Below are 27,000 nucleotides of genomic sequence, written 5' to 3'. Positions count from 1 at the left end.
ATGCCTGACACATCGCAACTCGTTATCGGTGCCGATCTGGCGGGGCAACCGATTGCTCAGGCCATGCGCCTGGCGAACCGACACGGGCTGATCGCCGGGGCGACCGGGACTGGCAAGACCGTGACCTTGCAGCGCCTCGCCGAGGCGTTCAGTGACGCCGGCGTCGCGGTTTTTGCCGCTGATATCAAGGGTGACCTGTGCGGCCTCGGCGCCGCCGGCAATCCTCAGGGCAAGGTCGCCGAGCGCATCGCCGGGATGCCCTGGCTCGACTACAAGCCGCAGGCGTATCCGGTGACGCTGTGGGACATTCACGGTGAATCCGGTCATCCCTTGCGCACCACCTTGAGTGAAATGGGCCCGCTGTTGATCGGCAGCCTGCTGGAACTGACCGACAGCCAGCAGTCGGCGCTGTACGCAGCGTTTAAAGTGGCGGACCGCGAAGGCCTGCTGCTGCTCGATCTGAAAGACCTCAAGGCGCTGCTCAATCACCTCAAGGACAACCCACAGCTGCTCGGCGAAGACGCCGCGCTGATGACCACCGGTTCCAGCCAGGCGCTGTTGCGTCGGCTGGCGACCCTGGAACAGCAGGGCGCTGAAGCATTGTTCGGCGAACCGGCGCTGCAACTGGAAGACATTCTGCAACCGGCGGCGGACGGCCGCGGGCGCATTCATCTGCTCGATGCCAGTCGTCTGGTGCACGAGGCACCGAAGGTCTACGCGACGTTCCTGCTGTGGCTGCTGGCCGAGCTGTTCGAGCAGTTGCCGGAGCGCGGCGATGCCGACAAGCCGCTGCTGGCGCTGTTTTTCGATGAAGCGCATTTGCTGTTCGGCGATACGCCCAAGGCCTTGCAGGAGCGGCTGGAGCAAGTGGTACGGCTGATTCGCTCGAAAGGCGTGGGGGTGTATTTCGTCACCCAGTCGCCGGGCGATCTGCCGGACAATGTGCTGGCGCAGCTGGGTCTGCGGATCCAGCACGGCTTGCGCGCGTTCACTGCTAAGGAACAGAAATCCCTGCGGGCGGTGGCGGATGGCTTCCGGCCGAATCCGGCGTTCGACACGTTGTCGGTGCTGACCGAGCTTGGCATCGGCGAAGCATTGGTCGGTACGCTGCAGGAAAAGGGCACACCGGAGATGGTCCAGCGCGTGCTGGTGGCGCCGCCGCAATCGCGAATCGGGCCGCTGAGCGAGACAGAGCGTACGGTGTTGATCGCCGGCTCGCCGTTCAAGGGGCGGTATGACAAGCCGATCGATCGTGAGTCGGCGTATGAAATCCTCATGGGCCGCAAGGATCTGGCACCGCAGGCCGATGCGCCCGTGGGCAAGCCTGCGCCTGAAGAGCCAAGCCTGGCCGACAGAGCGGGGGAGTTCCTGGGCACGGCAGCAGGGCAGGCGTTGAAGTCAGCCATGCGCCAGGCGGCCAATAATCTCGGCAAACAACTGGTGCGCGGGCTGATGGGCTCGTTGCTCGGCGGCAGTAAACGCCGCTAAAAGCAAAGATCGCAGCCTGCGGCAGCTCCTACAGGGGAAACCCGTTCCAACTGTAGGAGCTGGCGCATCGCTGCGATCTTTTGCTCTCGCTTCAGGCCTTGTCTTTAGCGTGCGCCGCCAGACGCTCCAGCGCCGCACGCAGCCCCGGATCACTGATCCCGTCCGCCGTCGACTGAATGGTCGCCGCCGCATCGCTCGACAGATCCATCGTGTGCCCGACAGCCCCTTGCTGCACGATGGGGGGGCGCACGGTGAATTTGATCCGCGTCAGGTTGGCGAACTCTTCGAACAGCTGCAGTTGCCGTTGCAGGCGTTTTTGCTGGTAGCGCAGACGCGTGGCCCAATGGCCGTCGGTGACCACCAGCGAAAGTTCGCCTTCACGCCATTTGGCCACGTGGCAATGCGCGCGGGCGGCAGGTTGCAGCTGGCTTTCGAGCAGGCGTTGCAGATGAGCGAGTCGTTGGGCATGGCCGAGAATGGCTTTGAGCGGCTTGGCTTCGCGTAGCAGAGCGGCGGGCGCTCTGGCTGCAAGAGGGCGAAATGCCATGATCGAACACCTGAAGTAACAGAAACGCCATGGTAGCAGAAAGCAGCGGAACCACTCGCCCATTGCTTTTGTCCCTGCTTTACCCATTAAATCAACGACTAACTTCTTTCCCGTATGGGTTGAAGTTGAGCAAAACGCCCTTATTTTAAGTGAGCCCCGTCAAAGCGCAGTGCCAGCATCGTGGAATATCGCCACTTTCCTCACCACCGTTTCCGGGTAGAATGCTCGTTCGCATGCGGCCATGAGGGCTGCACGGGCGACTCACGGGGCCGCCCTCCATCCCTTTAGTGTGGAAGATCCTGCCGATATGTTTGCGCCTTTGTTAAAGAAACTTTTTGGAAGCAAGAACGAGCGTGAAGTCAAACGCATGCTCAAGACGGTGCAGCTCGTCAATGCCTTCGAAGAGCAAATGGTGGCCCTTTCGGACGATCAATTGCGTGCCAAGACCAACGAGTTCAAGGCCCGTATCGCCAAAGGGGAATCCCTCGACAAGCTGTTGCCTGAAGCCTTCGCGGTCGCCCGTGAAGCGGGCAAGCGCGTCATGGGCATGCGCCACTTCGACGTTCAGTTGATCGGTGGCATGACCCTGCATGAAGGCATGATTGCCGAAATGCGTACCGGCGAGGGTAAAACCCTCGTGGCAACCCTGGGCGTTTACCTCAACGCGCTGTCCGGCAAGGGCGTGCACGTTGTAACCGTGAACGACTACCTGGCCCGCCGTGACGCCAACTGGATGCGCCCGCTGTATGAATTCCTCGGCCTGACCGTCGGCGTCGTGACGCCGTTCCAGCCGCCGGAAGAGAAGCGCGCCGCTTATGCTGCCGACATCACCTACGGCACCAACAACGAATTCGGTTTCGACTACCTGCGCGACAACATGGCGTTCAGCATGGAAGAAAAATTCCAGCGCGAACTCAATTTTGCCGTGATCGACGAAGTCGACTCCATCCTCATCGACGAAGCCCGTACCCCGCTGATCATTTCCGGTCAGGCCGAGGACAGTTCCAAGCTGTACATGGAGATCAACAAACTGATCCCGCAGCTCGAACTGCACGTCGAGGAAGTCGAAGGTCAGGTCACCAAGGCCGGTCACTACACCATCGACGAGAAGACCCGTCAGGTCGAACTCAACGAAGCCGGTCACCAGTTCATCGAAGAAATGCTCACCGGCGTCGGCCTGCTGGCCGAAGGCGAGAGCCTGTATTCGGCGCATAACCTGGGCCTGCTGACCCACGTCTATTCGGGCCTGCGTGCGCACAAGCTGTTCCACCGTAACGTCGAATACATCGTGCAGGACGGCCAGGTCGTGCTGGTCGACGAGCACACCGGTCGCACCATGCCGGGCCGCCGTCTGTCCGAAGGCCTGCACCAGGCCATCGAAGCCAAGGAAGGCCTGAACATCCAGGCCGAGAGCCAGACCCTGGCCTCGACCACGTTCCAGAATTACTTCCGTCTGTACACCAAGCTGTCCGGCATGACCGGTACCGCAGACACCGAAGCGTTCGAATTCCACCAGATCTACGGCCTGCAGGTCATGGTCATTCCGCCGAACAAGCCGTTGGCGCGTAAAGACTACAACGACCTGGTGTTCCTGACCGCCGAAGAGAAGTACGCGGCGATCATCAACGACATCAAGGAAGGCATGGCCCAGGGCCGTCCGATCCTGGTGGGTACCGCGACCATCGAGACTTCCGAGCACGTTTCCAACCTGCTCAACAAGGAAGGCATCGAGCACAAGGTCCTGAACGCCAAGTTCCACGAAAAAGAAGCGGAAATCATTGCGCAGGCCGGTCGTCCGGGCGCCCTGACCATCGCCACCAACATGGCCGGTCGTGGTACCGACATCCTGCTGGGCGGCAACTGGGAAGTGGAAGTCGCGGCGCTGGAAAACCCGAGCCCCGAGCAGATCGCCCAGATCAAGGCCGACTGGCAGAAGCGTCACCAGCAAGTGCTGGAGTCCGGCGGTCTGCAGGTGATCGCCTCCGAGCGTCACGAATCCCGGCGTATCGACAACCAGCTGCGTGGCCGTGCCGGTCGTCAGGGCGATGCCGGTTCGAGCCGCTTCTACCTGTCGCTGGAAGACAGCCTGATGCGCATCTTCGCCTCTGACCGGGTGAAGAACTTCATGAAAGCGCTGGGCATGCAGCCGGGCGAAGCGATCGAGCACCGCATGGTGACCAACGCGATCGAGAAGGCGCAGCGCAAGGTTGAAGGTCGCAACTTCGACATCCGTAAGCAACTGCTCGAGTTCGACGACGTCAACAACGAACAGCGTAAAGTGATCTATCACATGCGTAACACGTTGCTGGCCGCCGACAACATCGGTGAAACCATCGCCGATTTCCGTCAGGACGTGCTCAACGCGACGGTCAGCGCCCACATTCCGCCGCAATCGCTGCCTGAGCAGTGGGACGTCGCCGGTCTGGAAGCGTCGATTGCCAGCGATTTCGGGGTGAAACTGCCGATCCAGCAATGGCTCGACGAAGACGATCACCTGTACGAAGAGACCCTGCGCGAGAAGCTGATGGTCGAGCTGATGGCGGCGTACAACGAGAAAGAAGACCAGGCCGGTGCCGAAGCGCTGCGCTCCTTCGAGAAGCAAATCGTTCTGCGCGTACTCGACGACCTGTGGAAAGACCACCTGTCGACCATGGATCACCTGCGTCACGGTATCCACTTGCGTGGCTACGCCCAGAAGAACCCGAAGCAGGAATACAAGCGCGAGTCGTTCACGCTGTTCTCCGAGCTGCTGGACTCGATCAAGCGCGACTCGATCCGTGTGCTGTCGCACGTTCAGGTCCGTCGCGAAGATCCGGAAGCCGAAGAGCAACGTCTGCGTGAGGAAGCCGAAGCACTGGCCGCCCGCATGCAGTTCGAACACGCCGAGGCCCCGGGTCTGGATCAGCCGGAAGTGCTGGGTGAAGAGGTCGATGTGGCCCTCGCCACCGCGCCGGTACGCAACGAGCAGAAGCTGGGCCGCAACGAACTGTGCTACTGCGGTTCGGGCAAGAAATTCAAGCATTGCCACGGGCAGATCCAGTAAACCCCGTTTCAATCGCTGATATACCCGCGCCGCGACCGGCTCCTGCCGTCGCGGCGTTTTGCCATTTAAACCACCGCCATCACTGTGAGCGGTGCTGACATCATTGAGTAAGGAGCGCATTCATGGCTGTTGGTCTTGGTCCTTTGCCAACGTTGCACCCGGTTGCCGGTTTTGAACTCGGTATCGCCTCGGCCGGCATCAAGCGCCCCGGGCGCAAGGATGTGGTAGTGATGCGCTGCGCCGAAGGTTCGACCGTGGCCGGCGTGTTCACGTTGAACGCCTTCTGCGCCGCGCCAGTGATCCTGGCGAAAAAACGCGTGCAGAACGCCGTGCGTTACCTGCTGACCAACACTGGTAATGCCAACGCCGGTACCGGCGAGCCGGGACTGGCCGCCGCCGAGCGCACCACTGCGAAGCTGGCCGAACTGACGGGCGTCGATGCCAGCCAGATCCTGCCGTACTCGACCGGGGTGATCGGCGAGCCACTGCCGGTCGAGAAGATCGAAGGCGCACTGCAGGCCGCACTGGACGATTTGTCGGAAAACAACTGGGAAGCTGCCGCCACCGGCATCATGACCACCGACACCCTGCCCAAGGGCGCCAGCCGCCAGTTCCAGCATGACGGCGTGACCATCACCGTTACCGGCATCAGCAAAGGTGCGGGCATGATTCGTCCGAACATGGCGACCATGCTCGGTTACATCGCCACCGACGCCAAAGTCTCCCGCGACGTGCTGCACAATCTGATGCTCGACGGCGCGAACAAGTCGTTCAACCGCATCACCATCGACGGCGACACCTCGACCAACGATTGCTGCATGCTGATTGCCACCGGCAAGGCTGCACTGCCGGAAATCACCCGCGCTGAAGGCGAGCTGTTCGCCAAACTCAAGCAAGCGGTGTTCGAAGTGTGCATGGACGTGGCCCAGGCCATCGTGCGTGACGGCGAAGGCGCGACCAAGTTCGTCACGGTTGAAGTCAATGGCGGCGGCAACCATCAGGAATGCCTGGACGTCGGCTACACCGTGGCGCACTCGCCGCTGATCAAGACCGCGCTGTTCGCCTCCGACCCGAACTGGGGCCGTATCCTGGCCGCTGTCGGCCGTGCCGGCGTGCCGAACCTGGACGTGAGCAAGATCGACGTGTTCCTCGGCGACGTGTGCATTGCCAGCCGTGGCGCCCGTGCCGAGACCTACACTGAAGCTCAGGGCTCGGCGGTGATGCAGCAGGAAGAGATCACCATCCGTATCGAGCTGGGTCGTGGCGATTGCAGCGAAACCATCTGGACCACCGACCTGTCGCATGAATACGTGAAGATCAACGCCGAGTACCGCACCTGATCCAAGACCGAGTCGTGGCTTTCGCGAGCAGGCTCGCTCCCACACGGTGTTCTGCCGTACACACAATTTGTGTGCACTGAAGATCTAATGTGGGAGCGAGCCTGCTCGCGAAGACGGTGGTCCAGACACCGCAAGTCCCAACGCTTTTCCACTGACGAAAAGGCGCCACACCATGTCCCTGCACCTGATCATCGGCGACAAACTGCTTTCCTCCTGGTCGCTGCGTGCCGCACTGGCCGTCGAGCTGACCGGCGCACCCTACACCGAAGAACTGATCAAGCTCGGCAAGCCCGACACCCGCGAGCGGCTGCTCAAGCATTCGCCGACCGCCAAGGTGCCGCTGCTGCAAACCTCCCGTGGCACCGTTGCCGATTCTCTGGCGATTGCCGAATACCTGGCGGAGCAGTTCCCGTCCGAACAGCTTTGGCCTAGCGACCTTTTTGCGCGTGCCCAGGCCCGTTCGGCCTGCGCGCAGATGCACAGCGGCTTTTTTGCCATGCGCAATCACATGCCGTTCAACCTGAGCCACGACGCACCGCTCAACCCGGTGCCGCCGGAAGTGAAGGTCGATATCGAGCGCATGCTCGCGCTATGGGCCGAATGCCGTGCCGCTGCCACCGAGCCTGGGCCGTATCTGTTTGGCCGGGTGAGCCTGGCCGACGCGTTCTTCGCGCCGATTGCCGTGCGTCTGCGTACTTATCAAGTGCAACTGCCGGCCATCGATCAAGCTTATGTTGAAACCGTCTACCAATGGCCCGCCTTCAAGGCGTGGCAAAAGGCTGGACTGGAGGAGTTGAACCCGTGAAACGCGTACACGTCGCCGCCGCCGTCATTCGTGACGAGAGTGGCAAGATCCTGATCGCCCGCCGTGCCGACACCCAGCATCAGGGTGGCCTGTGGGAATTCCCCGGCGGCAAGGTCGAGGCTGACGAATCCGTCGAAAGCGCGCTGGCTCGTGAGTTGCACGAAGAGCTGGGCATCGTCGTTGGCGCTGCGCGTCCGCTGATCAAGGTCCGCCACGATTACCCGGACAAGCAGGTGTTGTTGGATGTCTGGGAAGTCTCGAGCTTCAGCGGCGAACCGCACGGTGCCGAAGGCCAGCCATTGGCTTGGGTCACCGCGAAGGAACTGGTGGACTACGAGTTCCCGGCTGCCAACCAGCCGATCGTTGCAGCAGCGCGCCTGCCAAGCGAATACCTGATCACTCCGGAAGACCTGGAAGCACCGGCCCTGCTGCGTGGGATCCAGAAGGCGATTGCCGGCGGGATCAAGTTGATCCAGCTGCGCGCGCCGAACGGCTATGACCCTAAATACCGCGATCTGGCGGTGGATGCGGTCGGCCTGTGTGCCGGCAAGGCGCAACTGATGATCAAGGGGCCGTTCGAATGGCTGGGCGATTTCCCGTCTGCCGGTTGGCACATCACGTCCGCGCAGCTGCGCAAATACGCCGAAGCGGGGCGACCATTGCCGGCGGAGCGCTGGCTGGCGGCGTCGTGCCATAACGCTGAAGAACTGGCACTGGCCGAACAAATGGGCGTGGATTTCGTCACCCTGTCGCCGGTGCAGCCGACGCTGACTCACCCGGATGCGCAGCCGCTGGGCTGGGAGCAGGCGTCGACGTTGATCGAGGGCTTCAACAAGCCGGTGTTTCTGCTGGGTGGGGTTGGCCCGGCGGAGCGCGAGAAGGCCTGGCGTGTCGGGGCGCAGGGTGTGGCGGGGATTCGGGCATTCTGGCCTGAGGCTTGATTATGTATTGAGGCTGATGGCCTCTTCGCGAGCAGGCTCGCTCCCACATTTGATTGCATTCCAACTGAAGGAATGCATTTCCCTGTGGGAGCGAGCCTGCTCGCGAAGACGTCCTGTCAGGCGCTACTGCTCTTCAGGCTTCGCCGCCGGCTGCCAAAGAATCTCCGCCACCCCCTGGCGCCGCGTAATCAACCGCGCCGCCACAAACAGCAAATCCGACAACCGATTGATATACGCCAGGCCCACCCCGGCCAACGGCTCAATCGCATTCAAATGCTGACAACGCCGCTCGGCACTGCGCGCCAGACTGCGGCACACATGGGCCTGGGCGATCAGCGTTGAGCCACCGGGCAGGATGAAATTCTCCAGTGGCCCCAATTCTTCGTTCCACACATCGATCGCCGCTTCCAGGCGTTCGATTTCCGCCGCGTTCAGCGCCTGATATTCCGGCATCGCCAGCTCACCGCCCAAATCGAACAAACGATGCTGGCAGGGGGCGAGCACTTCGATCAGTTCATCCAAGCCGGGAAACGCTTCACGCTCGGCGATCAACCCGGCCAGCAGCACACCGACCTGACTGTTCAGTGTGTCGACTTCGCCAATGGCTTCGATGCGCGGGTGGTCCTTGGGGACGCGACGGCCATCGCCCAGGCCGGTTTCGCCTGTGTCGCCGGTGCGGGTGTAAATCTTCGACAAGCGAAAGCCCATGGGTTACCTCGGTAGTTGATTGGTTTCGGCAGCGACGGCCGCCGGTTGGGTCAGTGGCAGGCGCAAGGTGAAGCAGGTGCCCTGGCCCGGCGCGGACTGCACTTCCATCTGCCCTTTATGGTTGTTGGTGATGATGAAGTACGACACCGACAGCCCCAGGCCTGTGCCCTGACCGATTTCCTTGGTGGTGAAGAACGGTTCGAAGGTGCGCTTGCGCACGTTCTCGCTCATGCCGATGCCGTTGTCTTCGACCTGTATCTCGGCCCATGGCGGGTTCAGTCGGGTACGCAGAATGATCCGCCCCGGCTCGCTGTCGTCTTCGCGCTGGTGAATGGCTTGCGCGGCGTTTTTCAGCAGATTGAGCAGCACTTGTTCCAGTTCGTTGGCGGTGCCCGGCACCGGCCCGAGCGCCGGGTCGAACTGACGGATGATCGCCTGGCCCTTGAAGTCGAAACCGATCGCCAGATCGAAGTCGTTGCCGGCAATTTCCACCGCCTGGTCGATCAGCGCCGGCAGATCGCACGGGGCCATTTGCCGGGTGCTGCGTCGGCTGAAGCTGAGCATATGGGTGACGATTTTTGCCGCGCGGGCACCGGCCTGCTGGATGCCGTCGAGCAGTTTTGGCACTTCGCGGTTCTGCAGGTAAAGGTTGACCGCGTCCAGCTCGATGCCCAGTTGTTCGGCGGTTTCGAGGTTTTTCGGCAGGTCTGTCGACAGCCGTCGGCGAATGTTCTGCACGTTGTGCAGGATCGCGCCGAGCGGGTTGTTGATCTCATGCGCCATGCCGGCGGCAAGGCCGCCCACCGAGAGCATCTTTTCCGATTGCACCATCATTTCTTCCAGCGACAGGCGCTGGGTGATGTCGTCGATGCGGATCACCACACCGCGCCCGGCGCCGCCCATCAGCGGGTAAAAGGTCAGCGCGTAATGCTTGGGTTCATCATCCTTGAACCAGGTCACCCGCTCGATCTTCGCCACCGTGTGTTCTTCCACGGTCTGCTTGAGTTGCGGCAGGAATGGCTTGAGCGGCTCGAAGGCGAGGAAGATCGGCTGGTTCAGTGCTTCATCCAGGCGCGTCCCGGAGAGCGCGCTGGCCTCCTGGTTCCACTGGGTCACGTAGAGCTGTTCGTCGAGAGCGATCAGCGCCGAGGGCATGGAGTCGATGATGCTGTTGAGGTAGTTCTGGAATCCGGTGAGCTTCTTCTCGATCTTGCTGCGCACCTGGACTTCCAGCTCCAGCTTGCGGTTGGTGTGGCGGGTTTCTTCGGCCAGACCCTGCGCCTGATCGTAGGCGGCTTGCGAGTCATCGCGGGCGCGCTTGAGCTGCTGCTCGCGGGCTTCGATGCGCGAGAGCATGGTGTTGAACGCCTCGGCGAGGCTGCCGATTTCGTCGTGGTTACCGCGCGAGGCGCGCAGGGCGTAGTTCTCTTCACGGGTGACCTGCCGCGAGAGTTCTTCCAGCTCATGAATCGGGCGGGTGATCAGGCGTTTGATCTGCCGGGCAATCACCAGCCACAGCAGCACACTGAAAATCAGGATGCCGAGGCTGGCAGTCAGGGTGCCGGTATAGAACGCCATCGGCAGTTCACTGCTGGCGACCAGCAGCAAATGCCCTGGCGCGGTGCCGGGGCGGGGCAGGGTGATCAGTTGGTTGCTGCGAAACTCGGTGAGTTGCCAGGCTTCGATGTGCCGATAGCGTTCCGGCAGATTGAGCTTGTCGCCACGCTGCACCTGGGCGATTCGATCACCCTTGCCGTCATACAGCGCCGCGGCACGCAACGGCGAATAGCTGTCGAGTTCCTTGAGCAGGCGTTCGGCGCTTTGCGGCGATTCCAGGGCTTGTGAGACCAGGCTCGGGTTGGAAATCAGTCGGCCGATTGTCTGCAGGGCCTGCGGCGCCATGCTTTCCTGGGAGATGTAGTAGGCGGCGCTGATAAAGGTCAGGTTGGCGACCAGCAGAACAGTAGTCATCAACACTAGCAGGGCGGCCAGCAGTTTCTGGCCGACCGGCAGGTTTTCAAGGCGCTGGCGCAATGGCATCAGGTTTATCGCAGCAGAGGAACAAGTGGGCAGCGTAGCCGCTGCTCAGTCGCTGGGCAATCCAAGGCTGCGCAGATGGCCGACCAGGCGCTGCTGCAATTGATTGAGGTGCGGCAGATTCAGTTGATGGCGCGTGGCGACTTTGCAGGCGTGGCCCAACAGATAGCTGATTTCGGTGCGGCGCTGGTTCGCCACATCCTGATACATCGAGGAGTAATTGGCCGCCGTGGCGTGAATCACCCGTTCGACTTCCTGTTGCAGATTGACCGCCGCCGCGGGTTGACCACAACGCTCCAGCAACTCGGCCAGTTCCGCGCACAGCGTGGCGACCTCACATTGATGCTGCTCAAGCCCGCCATTACGGCAATCGTGGAGCACGGTCAGCGGATTGATCGCGCAATTGAGCGCCAGTTTGCGCCACAAACGGGTGAGGATGTCGGTGCTCCACTCGTGGGGAATGTTCGCCGCGTCGAGATCGTCCAGCCAGATCGGTGCTACCGGATGGCCAGCATCGCCCAGCCAGGTGAAACCGTGGCCGGCAAACACCACACGCCAGTCGCCGTCGCGGAAGGCGCCTTCAGTGCTGGACGCGCTGATGCAACGGGCATGGGGAACCAGCGCCGCAACCGCGTCCTGACTGCCAAGGCCATTCTGCAACAGGATCAACTCGGCATCTGCAGTCAGGCGCGGCAGCAGACGGGCGACGGCGCTTTCGGCGTCATAGGCTTTGCAGGCGACCAGCAGGCGGCGGATCGGCTGCGGATCGTCTGCCGTCTGTGCAGGGACGGGGTAGGTGTGGGCTGCGCCATGTTCGACCAGGGTCAGGCCGCCGGCCGCCTGATAGCCGCGCAAACGCTCGGCATCGCGTACGATCAGCCGCACCGGCAGACCGGCCCGGGCCAGGCGCGTGGCCCACAGGGTGCCGAGGCTGCCGGCGCCGAGAACGTGCCAGGGGGTGGACATCAGTTTTTCACTCGGTAAGGTACTGGCATGCAAGGCTCGCCGTATCGGTGGGAAAAGACCCGTTATAATGGGCCGGATTTTAACCGCAAGCCAAGCGCGCTCCATCCTGATCGAGCGCGCCTTTTATTGGAGAGATTACATGCCGTCGTTCGACGTGGTATCCGAACTGGACAAACACGAGCTGACCAACGCGGTCGAGAACGCCGTGAAGGAACTCGATCGTCGCTATGACCTGAAAGGCAAAGGCAGCTTCGAGTTCAAGGAAAAGGACCTGACCGTCAACCTGACCGCTGAAGCCGGGTTCCAGCTGGAAGCGATGATCGAGATCCTGAAGCTGGCCCTGACCAAGCGCAAGATCGATGTGCAGTGCCTTGAAGTAAAAGACGCATACGCCTCGGGCAAACTGATGAAGCAGGACGCCATTCTCAAGGAAGGCATCGACAAGGAGCTGGCGAAGAAGATCGTCGCTCACATCAAGGACGCCAAGCTCAAGGTGCAGGCCGCCATTCAGGGCGAGCAGGTGCGGGTCACCGGCAAGAAGCGCGATGACCTGCAGGAAGCCATTGCAGCGCTGCGTGCCAAGGAATTCGGCATGCCACTGCAGTTCAACAATTTCCGCGACTAAGCTTTCCGGTCGGGGAACCTCTCGGCGTTTTCAACGTCCGAGGGCCAAGCAGCGGCAGAAACGATTGAGCCCCAACAGGTTCAGTCTTTCTGCCGTTGATTTTTTACAGGCCGGGTAGCCGGAAATCAGGAGTTAGAAGATGGATTTGAATGCTGAGGTGGACAACCTGGTCAAGGCATCCCAAGCGTGGATTCCGATGATCATGGAATACGGCAGCCGCGTGTTGCTGGCGGTGATTACCCTGGCGATCGGCTGGTGGCTGATCAACAAGGTCACGCAAAAACTCGGTGGTCTGCTGGCCCTGCGCAATGCCGACTTGGCGCTGCAAGGCTTCATTAGCAGCCTGGCGAACATCATTCTCAAGGTGCTGCTGATCGTCAGCGTGGCCTCGATGATCGGCGTGGAAACCACTTCGTTCGTGGCGGCGATCGGTGCGGCCGGTCTGGCCATCGGTCTGGCGTTGCAGGGCAGCCTGGCGAACTTCGCCGGCGGCGTGCTGATTCTGCTGTTCCGTCCGTTCCGTATCGGTGACTGGATCGAGGCGCAAGGCGTGGCGGGTACGGTCGACAGCATCCAGATTTTCCACACCGTGCTGCGTACCGGTGACAACAAGACCATCATCGTCCCGAACGGCAATCTGTCGAACGGCATCATCACCAACACCAACCGTCAGCCAACCCGCAAAGTGGTGTTTGACGTGGGTGTGGATTACGAAGCGGATCTGCAAAAGGCGCGTCAGGTGCTGCTGGATCTGGCCAAGGACGATCGCATTCTGCAGGACCCTGCGCCGCAGGCGGTCATTTCGACACTGGGTGACAGCTCGATCACTGTTTCCCTGCGTGTGTGGGTTAAAACTGCAGACTATTGGGATGTGATGTTCATGTTTAACGAACAGTCGCGAGATCGTTTAAAGACGGCCGGTATTGATATTCCGTTTCCGCAGCGTGTGATTCGTGTGGTTCAGGAAAACGCTGTGCAGTAATAACGTTGATACCTGGCTTGGCGGTCAGTTAATTAATGTCAGACCCAAGAGGTGTTCGCCCTCTTGGGTTTTTTTATGTTTGATCTAGATGTTCGTTGGCTAATAAGTAGCTAGCTACTATTGTCTGTTATGTCGGTAATAGCAGGCAGGTGCAAACTTTAGCCATAAAAAAACCGCTCACCTGAGTCAGGTGAGCGGTTCTTGTTAGAGCAAAGCTCTACAGTACGTCAGCTGCATATCCCGATTAGAGGATGTTCAGTGGGTACTCAACGATCAGACGGGTGTCGTTGTTGTCAGACGCGTAGCCGCTGTACGCGCCGTTCGAACGGTACATGGCATAACGCAGACGGAACGACAGGTCTTTGGCCGGGCCTTCCTGGATCACGTACTTGGACTCGGCGTTCCACTCGTTCTCTTTACCTTCACCCAGACCGTTGGTCTTGATGTTGTCACCCTTAACGTAGCGGGTCATGAAGCTCAGGCCAGGAACACCATAGGTCTTCATGTTCAGGTCGTAACGAGCTTGCCAGGAGCGTTCTTCACGGCCCACGAAGTCGGAGATCTGAATGGAGTTGGCAACGAAGATGGTGCTGTTGCCGTCAACGCCATAGTAGTAGGCATTGTCGCCACTGGAGCGCTGGTGAGCGATGGTGAACTTGTGCGCGCCGAGGCTATAGGCAGCTGCCAGGGACCACAGTTTGTTGTCTACGCCACGGGTATCGTTGCCGGGAGTTTCGTCGCCGATGGCGCTGACCAGATCGCCGCGCTTCTCGCCTTCGGTTTTATAACCGTTGAAGTCGAAGTTCAGCGACTGGTCTTCGGCGATAGGCAGGGTGTAGTTCAGGTTGACGTATTGCTTTTTGAAGTACTGGTCGGCATCCGAAGCGGCAAATGCACCGGTGAAATTGTCGGTGAAGGCATAGCTAGCGCCGAAGATGTTGATGCTGGTCAGACCCTTGCCACCGTTGCCGTTCTCATCAGGCAAGCCGCCGATGCTGTCGCGGCCCATGCCGGTTTGCTTGCTCAGGGCGGTGAAGCGACCTGCGCTCAGTTCCAGGCCCTTGATCTCTTTGGAAGTGATCAGGGTACCGGTAGCAACTTCTGGCAACAGACGGCTGTCGTCAGTGGCGAAAACCGGGCTGGCAACAAATTGCTGACCGTATTTCAGCACAGTGTCGGAAACGCGGAATTTGACTGCGCCGCCGATCTTGCCTTGGGATTTCTCTTCGTTGCCGTCGCTATCAATCGCGAACAGGCCGTTACCACGACGACCCGAGCCACCGTCCAGTTTGACCGAACCCATGGCCATGGCGTCGAGACCGAAGCCTACGGTGCCTTGAGTGAAGCCCGATTCGTAGGTCAGCAGTTGGCTGACACCGGTGTCCTGGCGATAGCCGCTTTCAAAACCCGGGGTGCCGTCTTTCTTTGCAACGTTACCGGCACCATTTTTGTAATCGCGGTTCATGTATTCCATACGAGTCTTCAGCTTCAGACTCTGGTCTTCCAGGAAACCTTTGGAGTCATCCTGAGAGGACGCCATTGCGAACTGCGAGGTGCCTGCTGCAACAGCCAGGGCGATCATGCTCCACTTCATCACGCGCATCGTGATTTGCTCCTTTGGTTTTAGAAGAGTACTGCCGTCCCACCTGTTTTATTATCTGGGCGGCTCTTTCTTTTTGTGTCGGCGCAAACTTATATCACGCCGACAATGTTGGCGATACTTGCGTATTCAACCATTCATGTTCTTTACGACGCTGTCGCAAATGGCTTGGTCGATGTCGCAAATTCACAGTACCAATGCAGCCGGATTTACAACTTTATCGCTGTTTCTGGGGCTTCCAGCATCGGTAAAAAAGAGTCCCTGGCAAAACACTTGAATCTCCATTGGGCAACCCTGCCACTGTTCTTATGGGGCTTAAAGCTGCCACTTCCAGTGGTGCGCTTATAGTCCATATGGGTACGAATGCAACAAGCGTGCACAAACCGCTTTCTCTGTGCGGTTATTTTTCTGAACACTCGTCGGTCCCTGTAAAAACCTCATAAACACTGGGCTTCAAGCCGTTCTTTATCAGGGCTTGACGCCATCCCTCGCTTGATGTTGCCGTACCGGATCGTGCGCGAGACAACGAAAAACGTTACCGGTTCACCCCGTCGGTGAGTATTCGGCGGATACCCGACGCACTTAGCGTAGACGCGGTGTGCGGTTTTGGTGCAAAAAATTTTACAGCTGTTCCGGATTCATACAGTTAGAGCTGGAGCAGGGGATGAACGCCTTGGGCTTTTCTGGTCATTTCATTGTGCTGGATCGCGCTGTCGGTTCCGTTGTGGTGCGTGCTGGCCAAAAAAGTTGCATGCGGGAGCATTGAGCATCGCCTGTCCGGACACGGTCATCGTGAAGCTCGGCGCATTCGCAGGTATGCTGCCAGCCTGTCGCTTGGTGCGTTGCCCGTCGGGATGGCCGCTAAGCTGAATGATGTAGATCAGCCGGGAGTGCGCGCAGTGTTTGTTTTGGATTCACAACTTCGACAGGACACCCTGACCATCGGCGACTTCCCGCTGTGTCGGTTGCTGCTGTCCAACGATGCCAATTACCCATGGTTCATCCTGGTGCCTCGTCGCGACGATATCAGCGAGTTGTTTCAGTTGGATGTCGCCGACCAGCAGCAGTTATGGCAGGAAACGACCGCGCTGGCCGAGTTGCTCAAGGATCTGTTCGACGCTGACAAGATGAACGTCGCGACTCTGGGTAACGTCGTCAGCCAACTGCATATGCATGTGATCGTGCGCAAGCGTGACGATGCGGCATGGCCCGCGCCGGTCTGGGGCAAGCACCCGGCCAAACCCTACAGCGCCGAGCAGGTAGCGGCCATTCGTGAACGGCTGCGCCTGGTACTGACCGAGCATTTCACGTTTCTGGAGGGCTGAATCATGAGTCTTGAAGCGCGCGTTACCGATCTGGAAAGTCGTCTGGCTTTTCAGGATGACACCATCCAGGCCTTGAACGATGAACTGGTGGCGCAGCAGCGGGTGATTGAACGCCTGCAACTGCAAATGGCGGCGTTACTCAAGCGTCAGGAAGAGATGGTCGGGCAGTTCGACTCTTTCGAGGAAGAGGCGCCACCACCGCACTACTGATGCCGAGGCCTTGGCGCAGGCATAAAAAAACCGCGAACAGTCTGGCTGTTCGCGGTTTTTTGTTGCCTTGGATCAGCGACGCGGCAGAGCGGCGATCACGTCCTCGGCTTGCAGGCCTTTGTCCCGGTTCATCACCGAGAACTCCACGCGCTGGCCTTCGACCAGGACGCGGTGGCCTTCACCACGGATTGCACGAAAGTGCACGAAAATATCATCACCGGAATCCCGGGAAATAAAGCCGAAGCCCTTGGACGTGTTGAACCACTTGACGGTCCCGGTATCGCGGTTGCTCATGTCATAGGTGGTCGGTGCGGCAGCTGGCGACGATTTGTAGAAGCTGACGGCCAGGTGCAGAACCACGGCAACCAGGGCAATCACCAGGCTGAACAGAACAGCCGGTTGACCGGCGATGACGGGCATCGGTGCGATCAGGGTCAGGGTTTGCAGGACGACAGTCAGTACCAGAAGAGCGCTGACCAGATTTTGCAGATGCTGGCGCGGGCCTTTGTTCCAGTAAGGGATCACTGGAGCGATGACCAGGTTCAGCAGGCCGAGAAAGGCCAGGTAAAGTGCATCGGGTTGTTGCAGGTAAGGAACGGCTTCGGATTTCAAGCTAGGTATGAACGACAGCAGCAAAGCCGCTGCGCCCATTAGCAGGTGGACGATTTTTAACATTTTGATTGGCTCACGTTATGACGGCTCACAAGGAAGAGCTGAAGACGCACGGTTCGCTTCGGAACAATAAAGAGGCGTTGGACACGTACGCGATATCAGCCTATGCGCCATACCCCCGAAAAATGGGGCGTAGCGACACACTGCCTATTTAACAGCAAAGCCTGCGGGTTCTCAAATTACCCCGGCCAGCGGCACCCCGCCCGGTCGATTTGTCGCACGGTGCGAGACGATTGCAGGCTGCGAGGTGGCGGTGGCCTTGCTAGAGTGGGACTGCACCTGCTGGATGAATTCAATCGCCTTAGGGGGTAAACATGGCAATCGATATCGGTATCAGTGAAGAAGACCGCAAGTCCATCGTCGAGGGGCTGTCGCGGCTGCTGTCGGACACCTACGTGCTGTATCTGAAAACCCATAACTTCCACTGGAACGTCACAGGTCCGATGTTCAGGACCCTGCACCTGATGTTCGAAGAGCAGTACAACGAACTGGCGCTGGCCGTGGACCTGATCGCCGAGCGCATCCGCGCCCTGGGCTTTCCGGCGCCAGGAGCCTACGCCACTTATGCTCGTCTTTCCTCGATCAAGGAGGAGGAGGGCGTGCCCAGTGCTGAAAACATGATCAAGCAACTGGTCGAGGGGCAGGAAGCGGTAACACGCACCGCTCGAGGCATTTTCCCGTTGCTGGACAAAGTCAGTGACGAGCCGACGGCCGACCTGCTGACCCAGCGCATGCAGGTGCATGAAAAGACGGCCTGGATGCTGCGCGCGTTGCTGGAGACCTGATCGCCAGGTGCGCGGACGTCCGGGGGATGTCCGCGTACTGTTGCAAATCTTACCGATGATGTCGGCTTATCCTACGCAGATGGGCAACTAGTCGTCTGGCGCTAACTTTGCGGCTGCGTTTTTATGAGGGCACAGGATGTTGCCTTAATAAAAAGCACGGATGGCAAAGGAGTGTCAGCGATATGGTGGATGGAGACAGGCGAGGCGAGCGCGTCGGTTCGCAGCAGCAAATGAAGGTCGATCCGTTGGTCAGCGGTTTCGACTTCGAGTTGATCCGGCCGTTGTCCAGGTCGGTGCGTTTGAACGGCTTTGCGACCTGCTTGAGGCTCGAGCAGGTTTACTGGAACATTCTTGGCGCGATGGCCGAAGACAACGGCTGTTCGGTCAGTACGCTGCTGTCCCATGTGGACCGCCAAGTGCACCTGCGCCATGGCGGGGTGAAAAACTTCAGTGGCCTGGTGCGGGTGGTGTGCGTGATGAATGGTCTGCGGGATACCCCGTCGGCCGTCATGCCCTGAACGGGCAATACTTGAAATGACGTGGCGGGCTGTGCAGTCTTACGGCTGCACAGCCCGCATTTAATGGATATAATCCCGCTCTTTCGCCGCAAAGCCCTGCGCGCGGTGGCAATCTGATCGCCGAGACACCCCCATGCCGATGTACGATTATCAATGTGCTTCCTGTGGTCATCAGTTGGAAGCCATTCAAAAGATCAGCGAGGCACCGCTGGTCGACTGCCCTGCCTGTCAGGCGCCAGAGCTCAAGAAACAGCTGTCCATGCCGGGTTTTCGCCTCAGCGGCAGCGGTTGGTACGAAACCGATTTCAAGACCGGAGCCAAGAAGAATCTGGCCGGTGGCGACAAATCTGACTAGGGTTCAGGCCCAGGTCGAACGACACGCGTGAGATTCCGTAATGCTTGATGGCGACGGGATCTCCACCGAATTTCGAATTACGAGAAGCGAAACCACTACCATGATGCGCAGCCATTATTGCGGCCAACTGAACGAAAGCCTGGAAGGCCAGGAAATTACCCTTTGCGGATGGGTTCACCGTCGTCGCGACCACGGCGGGGTGATTTTCCTCGATATCCGTGATCGTGATGGTCTGGCTCAGGTGGTGTTCGACCCGGATCGCGCCGAGAGCTTCGCCGCTGCCGATCGCGTGCGCAGCGAATACGTAGTGAAGATCACCGGCAAGGTGCGTCTGCGTCCGGCCGGTGCCACCAACGCCAACATGGCGTCGGGCATGATCGAAGTGCTGGGCTACGAGCTGGAAGTGCTGAACGAGTCGGAAACCCCGCCGTTCCCGCTCAACGAATACTCCGACGTTGGCGAAGAAACCCGCCTGCGCTATCGCTTCCTGGACCTGCGTCGTCCGGAAATGGCCGAGAAGCTGCGCCTGCGTTCGCGCATGACCACCAGCATCCGTCGTTTCCTCGACGAGAACGGCTTCCTCGACGTTGAAACGCCGATCCTGACCCGTGCGACTCCAGAAGGCGCCCGTGACTACCTGGTGCCGAGCCGTACTCACGCCGGTTCGTTCTTCGCCCTGCCGCAATCGCCTCAGCTGTTCAAGCAGCTGCTGATGGTCGCCGGCTTCGACCGTTACTACCAGATCGCCAAGTGCTTCCGCGACGAAGACCTGCGTGCCGACCGTCAGCCTGAGTTCACTCAGATCGACATCGAGACCAGCTTCCTCGACGAAAAAGACATCATGGGCCTGACCGAAGGCATGATCCGCAACCTGTTCAAGGAAGTGCTGGATCTGGAATTCGGCGAATTCCCGCACATGACCTTCGAAGAGGCCATGCGTCGTTACGGTTCCGACAAGCCGGACCTGCGTAACCCGCTGGAACTGGTTGACGTTGCCGATCAACTGAAAGAAGTCGAATTCAAGGTGTTCAGCGGCCCGGCCAACGACCCGAAATGCCGTATCGCCGCGCTGCGCGTTCCAGGCGGGGCAAGCATGCCGCGCAAGCAGATCGACGACTACACCAAGTTCGTTGGCATCTACGGTGCCAAGGGCCTGGCGTACATCAAGGTCAACGAGCGTGCTGCCGGTGTTGAAGGCCTGCAGTCGCCGATCGTGAAAAACATCCCTGAAGACAAGCTGAACGTGATCCTTGACCGCGTTGGCGCTGTCGATGGCGACATCGTGTTCTTCGGTGCCGACAAGGCCAAGATCGTCAGCGAAGCCCTGGGCGCGCTGCGTATCAAGCTCGGTCACGACCTGAACTTGCTGACCTGCAAGTGGGCACCGATGTGGGTCGTCGACTTCCCGATGTTCGAAGAAAACGACGACGGCAGCTTCTCGGCGCTGCACCACCCGTTCACCGCACCAAAGTGCTCTCCTGAAGAGCTGGAAGCCAACCCGGCTGGCGCGCTGTCCCGTGCGTACGACATGGTGCTGAACGGCACCGAGCTGGGTGGCGGTTCGATCCGTATCCACCGCAAGGAAATGCAGCAAGCGGTGTTCCGTCTGCTGGGTATCAATGAAGCGGAACAGGAAGAGAAATTCGGCTTCCTGCTCGACGCGCTGAAGTACGGTGCACCGCCGCACGGTGGTCTGGCTTTCGGTCTGGACCGTCTGGTGATGCTGATGACCGGCGCCCAGTCGATCCGTGAAGTGATCGCCTTCCCGAAAACCCAGAGCGCTGCGGACGTCATGACGCAAGCCCCGGGTGTGGTAGATGCCAAGGCACTGCGCGAGCTGCACATTCGTTTGCGCGAAACGCCAAAGGCTGAGTAAGACGGGCCTGAAGGCGCATCTTCGGATGCGCCTTTTTTCTATCTATAGAGAGCAGGTCGAGATTTTTTGTTGGCTGGCCGCTGCATGAGCAGGGCGGGCCACGTTTCAAAGAGAATTCGGAGCGAGTTATGGCAGGTCATTCCAAGTGGGCGAACATCAAGCACCGCAAAGAACGTCAGGATGCCAAGAGAGGCAAGATCTTCACCAAGTGGATCCGTGAACTGACCGTTGCGGCCCGTCAGGGCGGCGGTGATCCGGGTTCCAACCCGCGCTTGCGCCTGGCCCTGGACAAGGCGCTCGGGGCCAACATGAGCCGCGACATCATCGACCGCGCCGTTGCGCGCGGCGCCGGCGCGACCGAAGCGGACAACGTTGAAGAGCTGACCTACGAAGGTTACGGCCCGGGCGGCGTGGCGGTGATGGTCGAGTGCATGACCGACAACCGCAACCGTACCGCTGCAGCCGTACGCCACGCGTTCAGCAAGTGCGGGGGCAATCTCGGCACCGACGGTTCGGTGGCCTACCTGTTCGAGCGCAAGGGCCAGATCAGCTTCGCCCCGGGCGTCGACGAAGATGCCTTGACCGAAGCGGCGCTGGAAGCCGATGCCGACGACGTGGTCACCCATGAAGACGGTTCGATCGACGTGTTCACCTCGTTCACCAGCTTCTATGCAGTGCGCAACGCGCTGGAAGCGGCGGGGTTCAAGGGCGATGATGCGGAGATCGTCATGCAGCCGACCACCAGCGCCGAGCTGGATCTGGACGGTGCGGAGAAGGTGCTCAAGCTGATCGACATGCTTGAGGACCTGGACGACGTGCAGAACGTCTACTCCAACGCGGATATTCCGGAAGACGTGGCTGCTCAGCTCGGTTGATGCAAATAGAAAGGTCGCAGTTTTTGCTGGCTCTACACTTCACCTGTAGCAGCTGCCGAAGGCTGCGATCTTTGTGTTTTTAAAAGATCAAAAGATCGCTGCCTTCGGCAGCTCCTACCTGTAACCTCAGCTTTCGCACCCATTTCTGCAGGCGTTATGACTTTAATTCTTGGTATCGACCCCGGCTCGCGCATCACCGGTTACGGGATTGTTCGCGATACCGGGCGCGGTGGCTGCATTTACGTGGCCTCAGGCTGCATCCGTACCGGCGCTGGCGAGCTGCATGAGCGCCTGCAAATCGTTTATCGCGGCGTGCGGGAAATCATTCAGACCTACGGCCCGGTGACCATGGGCATCGAAAAGGTGTTCATGGCGAAAAACGCCGATTCCGCGCTGAAGCTGGGACAGGCCCGCGGGGCTGCGATTGTGGCGGGGGCTGAAGAGTGCCTGGAGATTGCCGAGTACACCGCAACCCAGGTCAAGCAAGCCGTGGTCGGCACCGGAGCGGCCAACAAAGAGCAGGTGCAGATGATGGTCATGCACATGCTCAAGCTGACCGCCAAGCCGCAAATCGACGCCTCGGATGCCCTGGCGATCGCCATTTGTCACGCGCACACCCGCTCCAGTCTGCTGCCGCACGGCTTGGGAGCAGCACGCAGTCGTGGCGGGCGCCTGCGTCTCTGATAGCATCAGCAATCAATTTTCCGGTATATGGATTTTGTGCCTGGGTCGTCGGCCCGAATCCGTATTCTGTTTTGTCGCCAGCCCCCGGCTGGTCAACGCTCAAGGATCTGAAACGTGATTGGACGCTTGCGCGGCACCCTGGCTGAGAAACAGCCGCCGCACCTGATTCTGGATGTAAACGGCCTCGGGTATGAGCTGGAAGTGCCCATGACCACCCTTTATCGTCTGCCGTCGGTCGGTGAACCGCTGACGCTGCACACCCATTTGGTCGTACGTGAAGACGCGCAGTTACTCTATGGCTTCGCCGGCAAGCGTGAGCGAGACTTTTTTCGTGAGTTGATCCGTCTCAATGGTGTCGGGCCGAAACTGGCCCTGGCCCTGATGTCGAGTCTGGAAGTCGATGAGCTGATCCGCTGCGTACAATCCCAGGACACTTCGGCGCTGACCAAGGTCCCGGGTGTCGGCAAGAAAACCGCCGAGCGTCTGCTGGTTGAACTCAAAGACCGCTTCAAGGCCTGGGAAACCGTGCCGGCGATGTTCGCCCTGGTGCCGAACCAGCCGGACGGTCCGGCGCCGGTCAACACCGCCGAAAACGATGCGGTCAGCGCGCTGATTTCCCTCGGCTACAAGCCGCAGGAAGCGAGCAAGGCGATTTCCGCCATCAAGGACAAGAACCTGAGCAGTGAAGACATGATCCGCCGCGCCCTGAAGGGAATGATTTAAGTGATTGAAGCTGATCGTCTGATCGCCGCCGCGCACAGCCCGCGCGAGCGCGAAGAAGTCCAGGACCGGGCGATTCGTCCTGTCAGCCTGGCCGACTACATCGGCCAGCCGACGGTCCGCGAGCAGATGGAACTGTTCATTCAGGCCGCCCGTGGCCGTAACGAATCCCTCGATCACACGCTGATCTTCGGCCCGCCGGGGTTGGGTAAGACCACGCTGGCCAACATCATCGCCCAGGAAATGGGCGTGTCGATCAAGAGCACGTCCGGCCCGGTGCTTGAGCGTCCGGGCGATCTGGCGGCGTTGCTGACCAATCTTGAGCCGCACGACGTGCTGTTCATCGATGAAATCCATCGCCTGTCGCCGATCGTCGAAGAAGTGTTGTACCCGGCCATGGAAGACTTTCAGCTCGACATCATGATCGGCGAAGGGCCGGCGGCGCGGTCGATCAAGCTGGATCTGCCACCGTTCACCCTGGTCGGTGCCACCACTCGCGCCGGCATGCTGACCAACCCGTTGCGTGACCGCTTCGGTATCGTCCAGCGTCTTGAGTTCTACAACACCGCTGACCTGTCGACGATTGTCAGTCGTTCGGCGAACATTCTCGGCTTGCCGCTGGATCCGGAGGGCGCTTTCGAAGTGGCGCGCCGCGCCCGTGGCACGCCGCGGATTGCCAATCGTCTGCTGCGTCGGGTACGCGATTTCGCCGAAGTCCGGGCCAAGGGCCACATCACCAAGGCCGTGGCCGATCTGGCGTTGAACCTGCTGGATGTCGACGAACACGGTTTCGATCATCAGGACCGGCGCCTGCTGCTGACCATGATCGAGAAGTTCGACGGTGGCCCGGTGGGCATCGACAGCCTGGCAGCGGCGATCAGTGAAGAACGCCACACCATCGAAGACGTGCTGGAGCCGTACCTGATTCAACAGGGCTACATCATGCGCACGCCGCGGGGCAGGGTGGTAACGCGGCATGCGTACCTGCATTTCGGTTTAAACATTCCGTCACGAATGGGCGAAATGCCCGTGGTAGACGAGTTTCTCGATGCGGTAGACGATTAGTACACATTTATTGTCGATTTATTCAGCGTTTGTACTGTCACAGGACGGTACTTTTGCGGTAAAGCCTTTGAACAATGAAAAACAGTTGCCTGGCTGGATTGGCAACCCGAGGAGTAAGCACTAGAGTATGCGCGCGCAAAACGGGCTTGAGCCGTTCGCACATCGTTGTCGCGTTTATTACGAGGACACCGATGCCGGCGGCATCGTGTATTACGTTAATTACCTCAAGTTTATGGAACGGGCTCGAACCGAGCGGCTCCGGACGCTGGGCTTTGCCCAGTCGGAACTGGCAGGGGAGGACCTGTTGTTTGTCGTGCATTCCAGCGAAGCGCGCTATCACGCGCCGGCGCGACTGGACGACGAACTGCTGGTAAGCGCTGATGTAATCGAATTGAACCGTGCCAGCCTGCGCTTCAAACAGCAGGTCAGGCGGGCCACGGATAATGTGCTGCTCTGTGAAGGGCAGTTTCTGGTGGCCTGTGTGCGCACCGAAAGTTTGAAACCCCGGGCCATGCCCGAATCCTTGCGTGCGGCCTTTGCCGACGCGGGCGGCACGGGTACACACTCAAAGCAGGAGATAAAGCGTGGAAGCTAACGTCGTCGACCATTCCTCCATGTGGAGCCTGGTCAGCAATGCCAGCATCGTGGTGCAGTTGGTAATGTTGACCCTGGTGGCCGCATCGGTGACCTCATGGATCATGATCTTTCAGCGCAGCAATCTGCTGCGTGCCGGTCGACGCGCCCTGGAGAGCTTCGAAGAGCGCTTCTGGTCGGGTATCGATCTGTCCAAGCTGTACCGTCAGGCCGGCAGCAACCCGGATCCGGATTCGGGCGTGGAGCAGATCTTCCGTGCCGGCTTCAAGGAATTCTCCCGTCTGCGTCAGCAGCCGGGCGTCGATCCTGAGGCGGTGATGGAAGGTGTGGCCCGGGCCATGCGTGTTGCCATTTCCCGTGAGGAAGAAAAGCTCGAGCAGAGCCTGCCATTCCTTGCCACCGTCGGTTCGGTCAGCCCGTACATCGGTCTGTTCGGTACCGTATGGGGCATCATGAACTCCTTCCGTGGTCTGGCTCAGGCCCAGCAAGCGACCCTGGCCACCGTGGCCCCGGGTATCGCCGAAGCCCTGATCGCCACCGCGATCGGCCTGTTCGCCGCGATCCCGGCCGTTATCGCTTACAACCGTTTCTCTGCCCGCAGCGAAACCTTGCTGAGCCGCTACTACACCTTCGCCGATGAATTCCAGGCGATCCTGCACCGCAAAGTGCACACCAGCGAAGAATAAGCAGGTATTTCCCGATGGCTTTAATCGCTCGAGCCCGAAACAAGCGCAAGCCGGTCGCCGAGATGAACGTGGTGCCATACATCGACGTGATGCTGGTGCTGCTGGTTATCTTCATGGTGACCGCGCCGATGCTCAATCAGGGCGTGAAAGTGGATCTGCCCAAGGTTTCCAGTGAAGCCTTGCCGCAGGACAACAACACTCAGGTGCTGACCATTTCGATCAAGGCTGACAAGACCTACTACTGGAACCTTGGCAGCGAAGTCGATACTGAAAAGCAGCAGGACAGGGCCATGACGCTGCCGCAGATGACTGACGCGGTGACCAAGATCATTCGCTCCGGCAACGAAGGCGGCAAGCACACTCAAGTGTTCATCCGTGGCGACAAGTCGGTTGACTATGGCGCCGTCATGGGTGCCATGGGCGGGTTGCAGAAGGCCGGGGTCGGTAATGTTGGCTTGATTACCGAGGCCCCCTGATGCAGCAACAGCGAGAGCCGTCCGCCTCGGAAAGCTACTTCTGGCCTAGTGTCCTGGCAATCGGCTTGCACGTGCTGGTGTTCGGCATGCTGTTCGTCAGTTTTGCCCTGACACCGGAGCTGCCGCCGGCCAAGCCGATTGTCCAGGCGACCCTGTACCAGCTGAAATCGAAAAGTCAGGCAACCACCCAGACCAATCAGAAGATTGCGGGTGAGGCGAAGAAATCCGCCGCGCGCCAGACCGAAGTCGAGCAGATGGAACAGAAAAAGGTCGAGCAGGAAGCGGTGAAGGCTGCGGAACAAAAGAAAGAAGAAGCGGCTCAAAAGGCCGAGGAAGCCAAGAAGGCCGACGAGGCGAAGAAAGCGGACGAAGCGAAAAAGGCTGATGAAGCCAAGAAAGCCGACGACGCGAAGAAAGCCGAAGCCAAAAAGGCCGAAGAGAAACAATTGGCTGATATAGCCAAGAAGAAAGCTGAAGAAGAAGCCAAGAAGGCTGCTGAAGAAGAGGCCAAGAAAGCGGCCGCTGAAGAAGCGAAGAAAAAGATCGTCGAAGACGCGAAGAAGAAAGCCGCCGAAGACGCCAAGAAGAAAGCTGAAGCTGAAGAGGCGAAGAAGAAAGTCGCCGACGAAGCGAAGAAGAAAGCTGCTGCCGATGCTGCGAAGAAGAAATCGCAGGAAGCGGCACGTAAATCTGCTGAAGAGAAAAAGGCTCAGGCCCTGGCAGATTTGCTTTCCGACACGCCGCAGCGCCAGCAGGCCTTGGCCGATGAGCAGGGTGACGAAGTCGCGGGCAGTTTCGATGACCTGATTCGTGCGCGGGCAGCGGAAGGCTGGGCACGTCCTCCTTCGGCACGCAAAGGCATGACGGTCGTGCTGCAAATCGGCATGTTGCCGGACGGTACGGTGACCTCGGTCAGCGTGGCCAAGTCCAGCGGCGACGGTCCGTTCGATGCTTCGGCAGTCGCGGCGGTCAAGAATATTGGACGTTTGACGGAAATGCAGGGAATGAAGCCGAGCGATTTCGCTCCGTATCGTTCATTCAAGATGACATTCACACCTGAGGATCTAGCCTTGTGAG

27 protein-coding genes are annotated in these 27,000 nt (G+C 59.7%); 21 read left to right on the top strand and 6 right to left on the bottom strand.

The annotated features are described in order from the left end of the window. Positions 1-1,488 carry a helicase HerA-like domain-containing protein gene (locus HBN98_RS07735; RefSeq protein WP_083368088.1) on the top strand — a complete coding sequence of 496 codons (1,488 nt, stop codon included), beginning with the start codon at positions 1-3 and terminating at the stop codon, positions 1,486-1,488. A gap of 91 nt (positions 1,489-1,579) precedes the next feature. Here the strand turns inward: HBN98_RS07735 and HBN98_RS07730 are convergent, their stop codons facing one another. Continuing rightward, a complete protein-coding gene (locus HBN98_RS07730; protein WP_064588926.1) occupies positions 1,580-2,035 on the bottom strand; it encodes a DUF721 domain-containing protein in 456 nt (151 codons plus the stop codon). 307 nt (positions 2,036-2,342) lie between these two features. Here HBN98_RS07730 and secA point away from each other — a divergent pair, with 307 nt between their 5' ends. The 4 genes from secA to HBN98_RS07710 all read left to right on the top strand — a co-directional run bounded on the left by secA (position 2,343) and on the right by HBN98_RS07710 (position 8,164). After that, positions 2,343-5,078: a preprotein translocase subunit SecA gene (secA, locus tag HBN98_RS07725; protein ID WP_064588925.1), complete on the top strand. Its 2,736-nt coding sequence runs from the start codon at positions 2,343-2,345 to the stop codon at positions 5,076-5,078. Positions 5,079-5,200: 122 nt separating this feature from the next. Then, a complete protein-coding gene (gene argJ / locus HBN98_RS07720) occupies positions 5,201-6,418 on the top strand; it encodes a bifunctional glutamate N-acetyltransferase/amino-acid acetyltransferase ArgJ (RefSeq protein WP_047296069.1) in 1,218 nt (405 codons plus the stop codon). A gap of 172 nt (positions 6,419-6,590) precedes the next feature. Then, the gene (locus tag HBN98_RS07715; protein WP_064588924.1) at positions 6,591-7,223 is read left to right on the top strand and encodes a glutathione S-transferase family protein; all 633 of its coding nucleotides are present in this window, start codon (positions 6,591-6,593) and stop codon (positions 7,221-7,223) included. Continuing rightward, complete coding sequence (locus tag HBN98_RS07710; protein ID WP_064588923.1) at positions 7,220-8,164, top strand: Nudix family hydrolase; 945 nt, start codon at positions 7,220-7,222, stop codon at positions 8,162-8,164. The genes HBN98_RS07715 and HBN98_RS07710 overlap by 4 nt, the downstream gene beginning before the upstream one ends. Before the next feature lie 123 nt (positions 8,165-8,287). Here the strand turns inward: HBN98_RS07710 and HBN98_RS07705 are convergent, their stop codons facing one another. Genes HBN98_RS07705 through HBN98_RS07695 form a run of 3 tightly spaced genes read right to left on the bottom strand, consistent with a single transcriptional unit; the run spans position 8,288 to position 11,875 of the window. Next, entirely contained in the window at positions 8,288-8,872 is a 585-nt protein-coding gene (locus tag HBN98_RS07705; RefSeq protein ID WP_064588922.1) for a cob(I)yrinic acid a,c-diamide adenosyltransferase, read from the bottom strand. Between the two features lie 3 nt (positions 8,873-8,875). Next, the gene (locus tag HBN98_RS07700; protein WP_064588921.1) at positions 8,876-10,912 is read right to left on the bottom strand and encodes a sensor histidine kinase; all 2,037 of its coding nucleotides are present in this window, start codon (positions 10,910-10,912) and stop codon (positions 8,876-8,878) included. 45 nt (positions 10,913-10,957) lie between these two features. After that, positions 10,958-11,875 (bottom strand): putative 2-dehydropantoate 2-reductase, encoded by a 918-nt coding sequence (locus tag HBN98_RS07695; RefSeq protein WP_064588920.1) that lies wholly within the window; start codon positions 11,873-11,875, stop codon positions 10,958-10,960. A 139-nt stretch (positions 11,876-12,014) separates the two neighbouring features. Here HBN98_RS07695 and HBN98_RS07690 point away from each other — a divergent pair, with 139 nt between their 5' ends. Next, positions 12,015-12,500 (top strand): YajQ family cyclic di-GMP-binding protein, encoded by a 486-nt coding sequence (locus HBN98_RS07690; RefSeq protein ID WP_003227548.1) that lies wholly within the window; start codon positions 12,015-12,017, stop codon positions 12,498-12,500. 139 nt (positions 12,501-12,639) lie between these two features. Continuing rightward, positions 12,640-13,482 carry a mechanosensitive ion channel family protein gene (locus HBN98_RS07685; RefSeq protein ID WP_064588919.1) on the top strand — a complete coding sequence of 281 codons (843 nt, stop codon included), beginning with the start codon at positions 12,640-12,642 and terminating at the stop codon, positions 13,480-13,482. 244 nt (positions 13,483-13,726) lie between these two features. Here HBN98_RS07685 and HBN98_RS07680 read toward each other — a convergent pair whose 3' ends face one another. Next, on the bottom strand, positions 13,727-15,085 hold the full coding sequence (locus tag HBN98_RS07680; RefSeq protein ID WP_083368089.1) for an OprD family porin: 1,359 nt from the start codon (positions 15,083-15,085) through the stop codon (positions 13,727-13,729). Positions 15,086-15,981: 896 nt separating this feature from the next. On the opposite strand from HBN98_RS07680, the gene HBN98_RS07675 reads away from it, so the two are divergent. Both HBN98_RS07675 and HBN98_RS07670 read left to right on the top strand, forming a co-directional pair. After that, the gene (locus tag HBN98_RS07675) at positions 15,982-16,407 is read left to right on the top strand and encodes an HIT domain-containing protein (protein WP_064588917.1); all 426 of its coding nucleotides are present in this window, start codon (positions 15,982-15,984) and stop codon (positions 16,405-16,407) included. A gap of 3 nt (positions 16,408-16,410) precedes the next feature. Next, positions 16,411-16,617 (top strand): SlyX family protein, encoded by a 207-nt coding sequence (locus HBN98_RS07670; protein ID WP_064588916.1) that lies wholly within the window; start codon positions 16,411-16,413, stop codon positions 16,615-16,617. A 72-nt stretch (positions 16,618-16,689) separates the two neighbouring features. On the opposite strand, the gene HBN98_RS28055 is transcribed toward HBN98_RS07670, so the two are convergent. Beyond that, positions 16,690-17,292 (bottom strand): cold-shock protein, encoded by a 603-nt coding sequence (locus tag HBN98_RS28055; protein WP_064588915.1) that lies wholly within the window; start codon positions 17,290-17,292, stop codon positions 16,690-16,692. 311 nt (positions 17,293-17,603) lie between these two features. On the opposite strand from HBN98_RS28055, the gene HBN98_RS07660 reads away from it, so the two are divergent. The 12 genes from HBN98_RS07660 to tolA all read left to right on the top strand — a co-directional run bounded on the left by HBN98_RS07660 (position 17,604) and on the right by tolA (position 26,999). Next, positions 17,604-18,074 carry a Dps family protein gene (locus tag HBN98_RS07660; RefSeq protein ID WP_064588914.1) on the top strand — a complete coding sequence of 157 codons (471 nt, stop codon included), beginning with the start codon at positions 17,604-17,606 and terminating at the stop codon, positions 18,072-18,074. Between the two features lie 182 nt (positions 18,075-18,256). Continuing rightward, positions 18,257-18,592 (top strand): ribbon-helix-helix domain-containing protein, encoded by a 336-nt coding sequence (locus HBN98_RS07655; protein WP_083368090.1) that lies wholly within the window; start codon positions 18,257-18,259, stop codon positions 18,590-18,592. 133 nt (positions 18,593-18,725) lie between these two features. Further along, complete coding sequence (locus HBN98_RS07650; protein ID WP_003227532.1) at positions 18,726-18,947, top strand: FmdB family zinc ribbon protein; 222 nt, start codon at positions 18,726-18,728, stop codon at positions 18,945-18,947. A gap of 100 nt (positions 18,948-19,047) precedes the next feature. Continuing rightward, a complete protein-coding gene (gene aspS, locus HBN98_RS07645) occupies positions 19,048-20,823 on the top strand; it encodes an aspartate--tRNA ligase (protein ID WP_064588912.1) in 1,776 nt (591 codons plus the stop codon). 128 nt (positions 20,824-20,951) lie between these two features. After that, positions 20,952-21,698: a YebC/PmpR family DNA-binding transcriptional regulator gene (locus tag HBN98_RS07640; RefSeq protein ID WP_064588911.1), complete on the top strand. Its 747-nt coding sequence runs from the start codon at positions 20,952-20,954 to the stop codon at positions 21,696-21,698. A 156-nt stretch (positions 21,699-21,854) separates the two neighbouring features. After that, on the top strand, positions 21,855-22,382 hold the full coding sequence (ruvC, locus tag HBN98_RS07635; protein ID WP_025112787.1) for a crossover junction endodeoxyribonuclease RuvC: 528 nt from the start codon (positions 21,855-21,857) through the stop codon (positions 22,380-22,382). A 114-nt stretch (positions 22,383-22,496) separates the two neighbouring features. Then, positions 22,497-23,105 carry a Holliday junction branch migration protein RuvA gene (gene ruvA, locus HBN98_RS07630; RefSeq protein ID WP_025112788.1) on the top strand — a complete coding sequence of 203 codons (609 nt, stop codon included), beginning with the start codon at positions 22,497-22,499 and terminating at the stop codon, positions 23,103-23,105. Beyond that, positions 23,106-24,167, top strand: a complete 1,062-nt coding sequence (gene ruvB / locus HBN98_RS07625) for a Holliday junction branch migration DNA helicase RuvB (RefSeq protein WP_064588910.1) — start codon at positions 23,106-23,108, stop codon at positions 24,165-24,167. A 127-nt stretch (positions 24,168-24,294) separates the two neighbouring features. Beyond that, positions 24,295-24,762, top strand: coding sequence for a tol-pal system-associated acyl-CoA thioesterase (gene ybgC, locus HBN98_RS07620; RefSeq protein ID WP_047599520.1), 468 nt, complete (start codon positions 24,295-24,297; stop codon positions 24,760-24,762). Continuing rightward, complete coding sequence (tolQ, locus tag HBN98_RS07615) at positions 24,752-25,447, top strand: protein TolQ (protein ID WP_003227517.1); 696 nt, start codon at positions 24,752-24,754, stop codon at positions 25,445-25,447. Before ybgC ends, tolQ begins: the two co-directional genes overlap by 11 nt. A 23-nt stretch (positions 25,448-25,470) precedes the next feature. Next, positions 25,471-25,923 carry a protein TolR gene (tolR, locus tag HBN98_RS07610; protein ID WP_162276309.1) on the top strand — a complete coding sequence of 151 codons (453 nt, stop codon included), beginning with the start codon at positions 25,471-25,473 and terminating at the stop codon, positions 25,921-25,923. Next, on the top strand, positions 25,923-26,999 hold the full coding sequence (gene tolA, locus HBN98_RS07605) for a cell envelope integrity protein TolA (protein ID WP_064588908.1): 1,077 nt from the start codon (positions 25,923-25,925) through the stop codon (positions 26,997-26,999). Before tolR ends, tolA begins: the two co-directional genes overlap by 1 nt. Position 27,000 lies beyond the last annotated feature (1 nt).

It is taken from the genome of Pseudomonas koreensis (assembly GCF_012986595.1).
GTDB classification, from domain to species: Bacteria; Pseudomonadota; Gammaproteobacteria; order Pseudomonadales; family Pseudomonadaceae; genus Aquipseudomonas; species Aquipseudomonas koreensis.
This window is presented reverse-complemented; position numbering and strand designations above follow the sequence as displayed.

Excerpts from the sequence above, each read along its gene's own strand:
- HBN98_RS07695 (WP_064588920.1), bottom strand. The coding sequence starts at position 11,875 with ATGTCCACCCCCTGGCACGTTCTCGGCGCCGGCAGCCTCGGCACCCTG.
- HBN98_RS07685 (WP_064588919.1), top strand. The coding sequence starts at position 12,640 with ATGGATTTGAATGCTGAGGTGGACAACCTGGTCAAGGCATCCCAAGCG.
- HBN98_RS07715 (WP_064588924.1), top strand. The coding sequence starts at position 6,591 with ATGTCCCTGCACCTGATCATCGGCGACAAACTGCTTTCCTCCTGGTCG.
- HBN98_RS07655 (WP_083368090.1), top strand. The coding sequence starts at position 18,257 with ATGGTGGATGGAGACAGGCGAGGCGAGCGCGTCGGTTCGCAGCAGCAA.
- ybgC (WP_047599520.1), top strand. The coding sequence starts at position 24,295 with ATGCGCGCGCAAAACGGGCTTGAGCCGTTCGCACATCGTTGTCGCGTT.
- tolA (WP_064588908.1), top strand. The coding sequence starts at position 25,923 with ATGCAGCAACAGCGAGAGCCGTCCGCCTCGGAAAGCTACTTCTGGCCT.
- HBN98_RS07690 (WP_003227548.1), top strand. The coding sequence starts at position 12,015 with ATGCCGTCGTTCGACGTGGTATCCGAACTGGACAAACACGAGCTGACC.
- HBN98_RS07700 (WP_064588921.1), bottom strand. The coding sequence starts at position 10,912 with ATGCCATTGCGCCAGCGCCTTGAAAACCTGCCGGTCGGCCAGAAACTG.
- HBN98_RS07650 (WP_003227532.1), top strand. The coding sequence starts at position 18,726 with ATGCCGATGTACGATTATCAATGTGCTTCCTGTGGTCATCAGTTGGAA.
- HBN98_RS07705 (WP_064588922.1), bottom strand. The coding sequence starts at position 8,872 with ATGGGCTTTCGCTTGTCGAAGATTTACACCCGCACCGGCGACACAGGC.
- secA (WP_064588925.1), top strand. The coding sequence starts at position 2,343 with ATGTTTGCGCCTTTGTTAAAGAAACTTTTTGGAAGCAAGAACGAGCGT.
- HBN98_RS07735 (WP_083368088.1), top strand. The coding sequence starts at position 1 with ATGCCTGACACATCGCAACTCGTTATCGGTGCCGATCTGGCGGGGCAA.
- HBN98_RS07640 (WP_064588911.1), top strand. The coding sequence starts at position 20,952 with ATGGCAGGTCATTCCAAGTGGGCGAACATCAAGCACCGCAAAGAACGT.
- HBN98_RS07660 (WP_064588914.1), top strand. The coding sequence starts at position 17,604 with ATGGCAATCGATATCGGTATCAGTGAAGAAGACCGCAAGTCCATCGTC.
- HBN98_RS07680 (WP_083368089.1), bottom strand. The coding sequence starts at position 15,085 with ATGCGCGTGATGAAGTGGAGCATGATCGCCCTGGCTGTTGCAGCAGGC.
- HBN98_RS07670 (WP_064588916.1), top strand. The coding sequence starts at position 16,411 with ATGAGTCTTGAAGCGCGCGTTACCGATCTGGAAAGTCGTCTGGCTTTT.
- ruvC (WP_025112787.1), top strand. The coding sequence starts at position 21,855 with ATGACTTTAATTCTTGGTATCGACCCCGGCTCGCGCATCACCGGTTAC.
- argJ (WP_047296069.1), top strand. The coding sequence starts at position 5,201 with ATGGCTGTTGGTCTTGGTCCTTTGCCAACGTTGCACCCGGTTGCCGGT.
- HBN98_RS28055 (WP_064588915.1), bottom strand. The coding sequence starts at position 17,292 with ATGTTAAAAATCGTCCACCTGCTAATGGGCGCAGCGGCTTTGCTGCTG.
- aspS (WP_064588912.1), top strand. The coding sequence starts at position 19,048 with ATGATGCGCAGCCATTATTGCGGCCAACTGAACGAAAGCCTGGAAGGC.
- HBN98_RS07730 (WP_064588926.1), bottom strand. The coding sequence starts at position 2,035 with ATGGCATTTCGCCCTCTTGCAGCCAGAGCGCCCGCCGCTCTGCTACGC.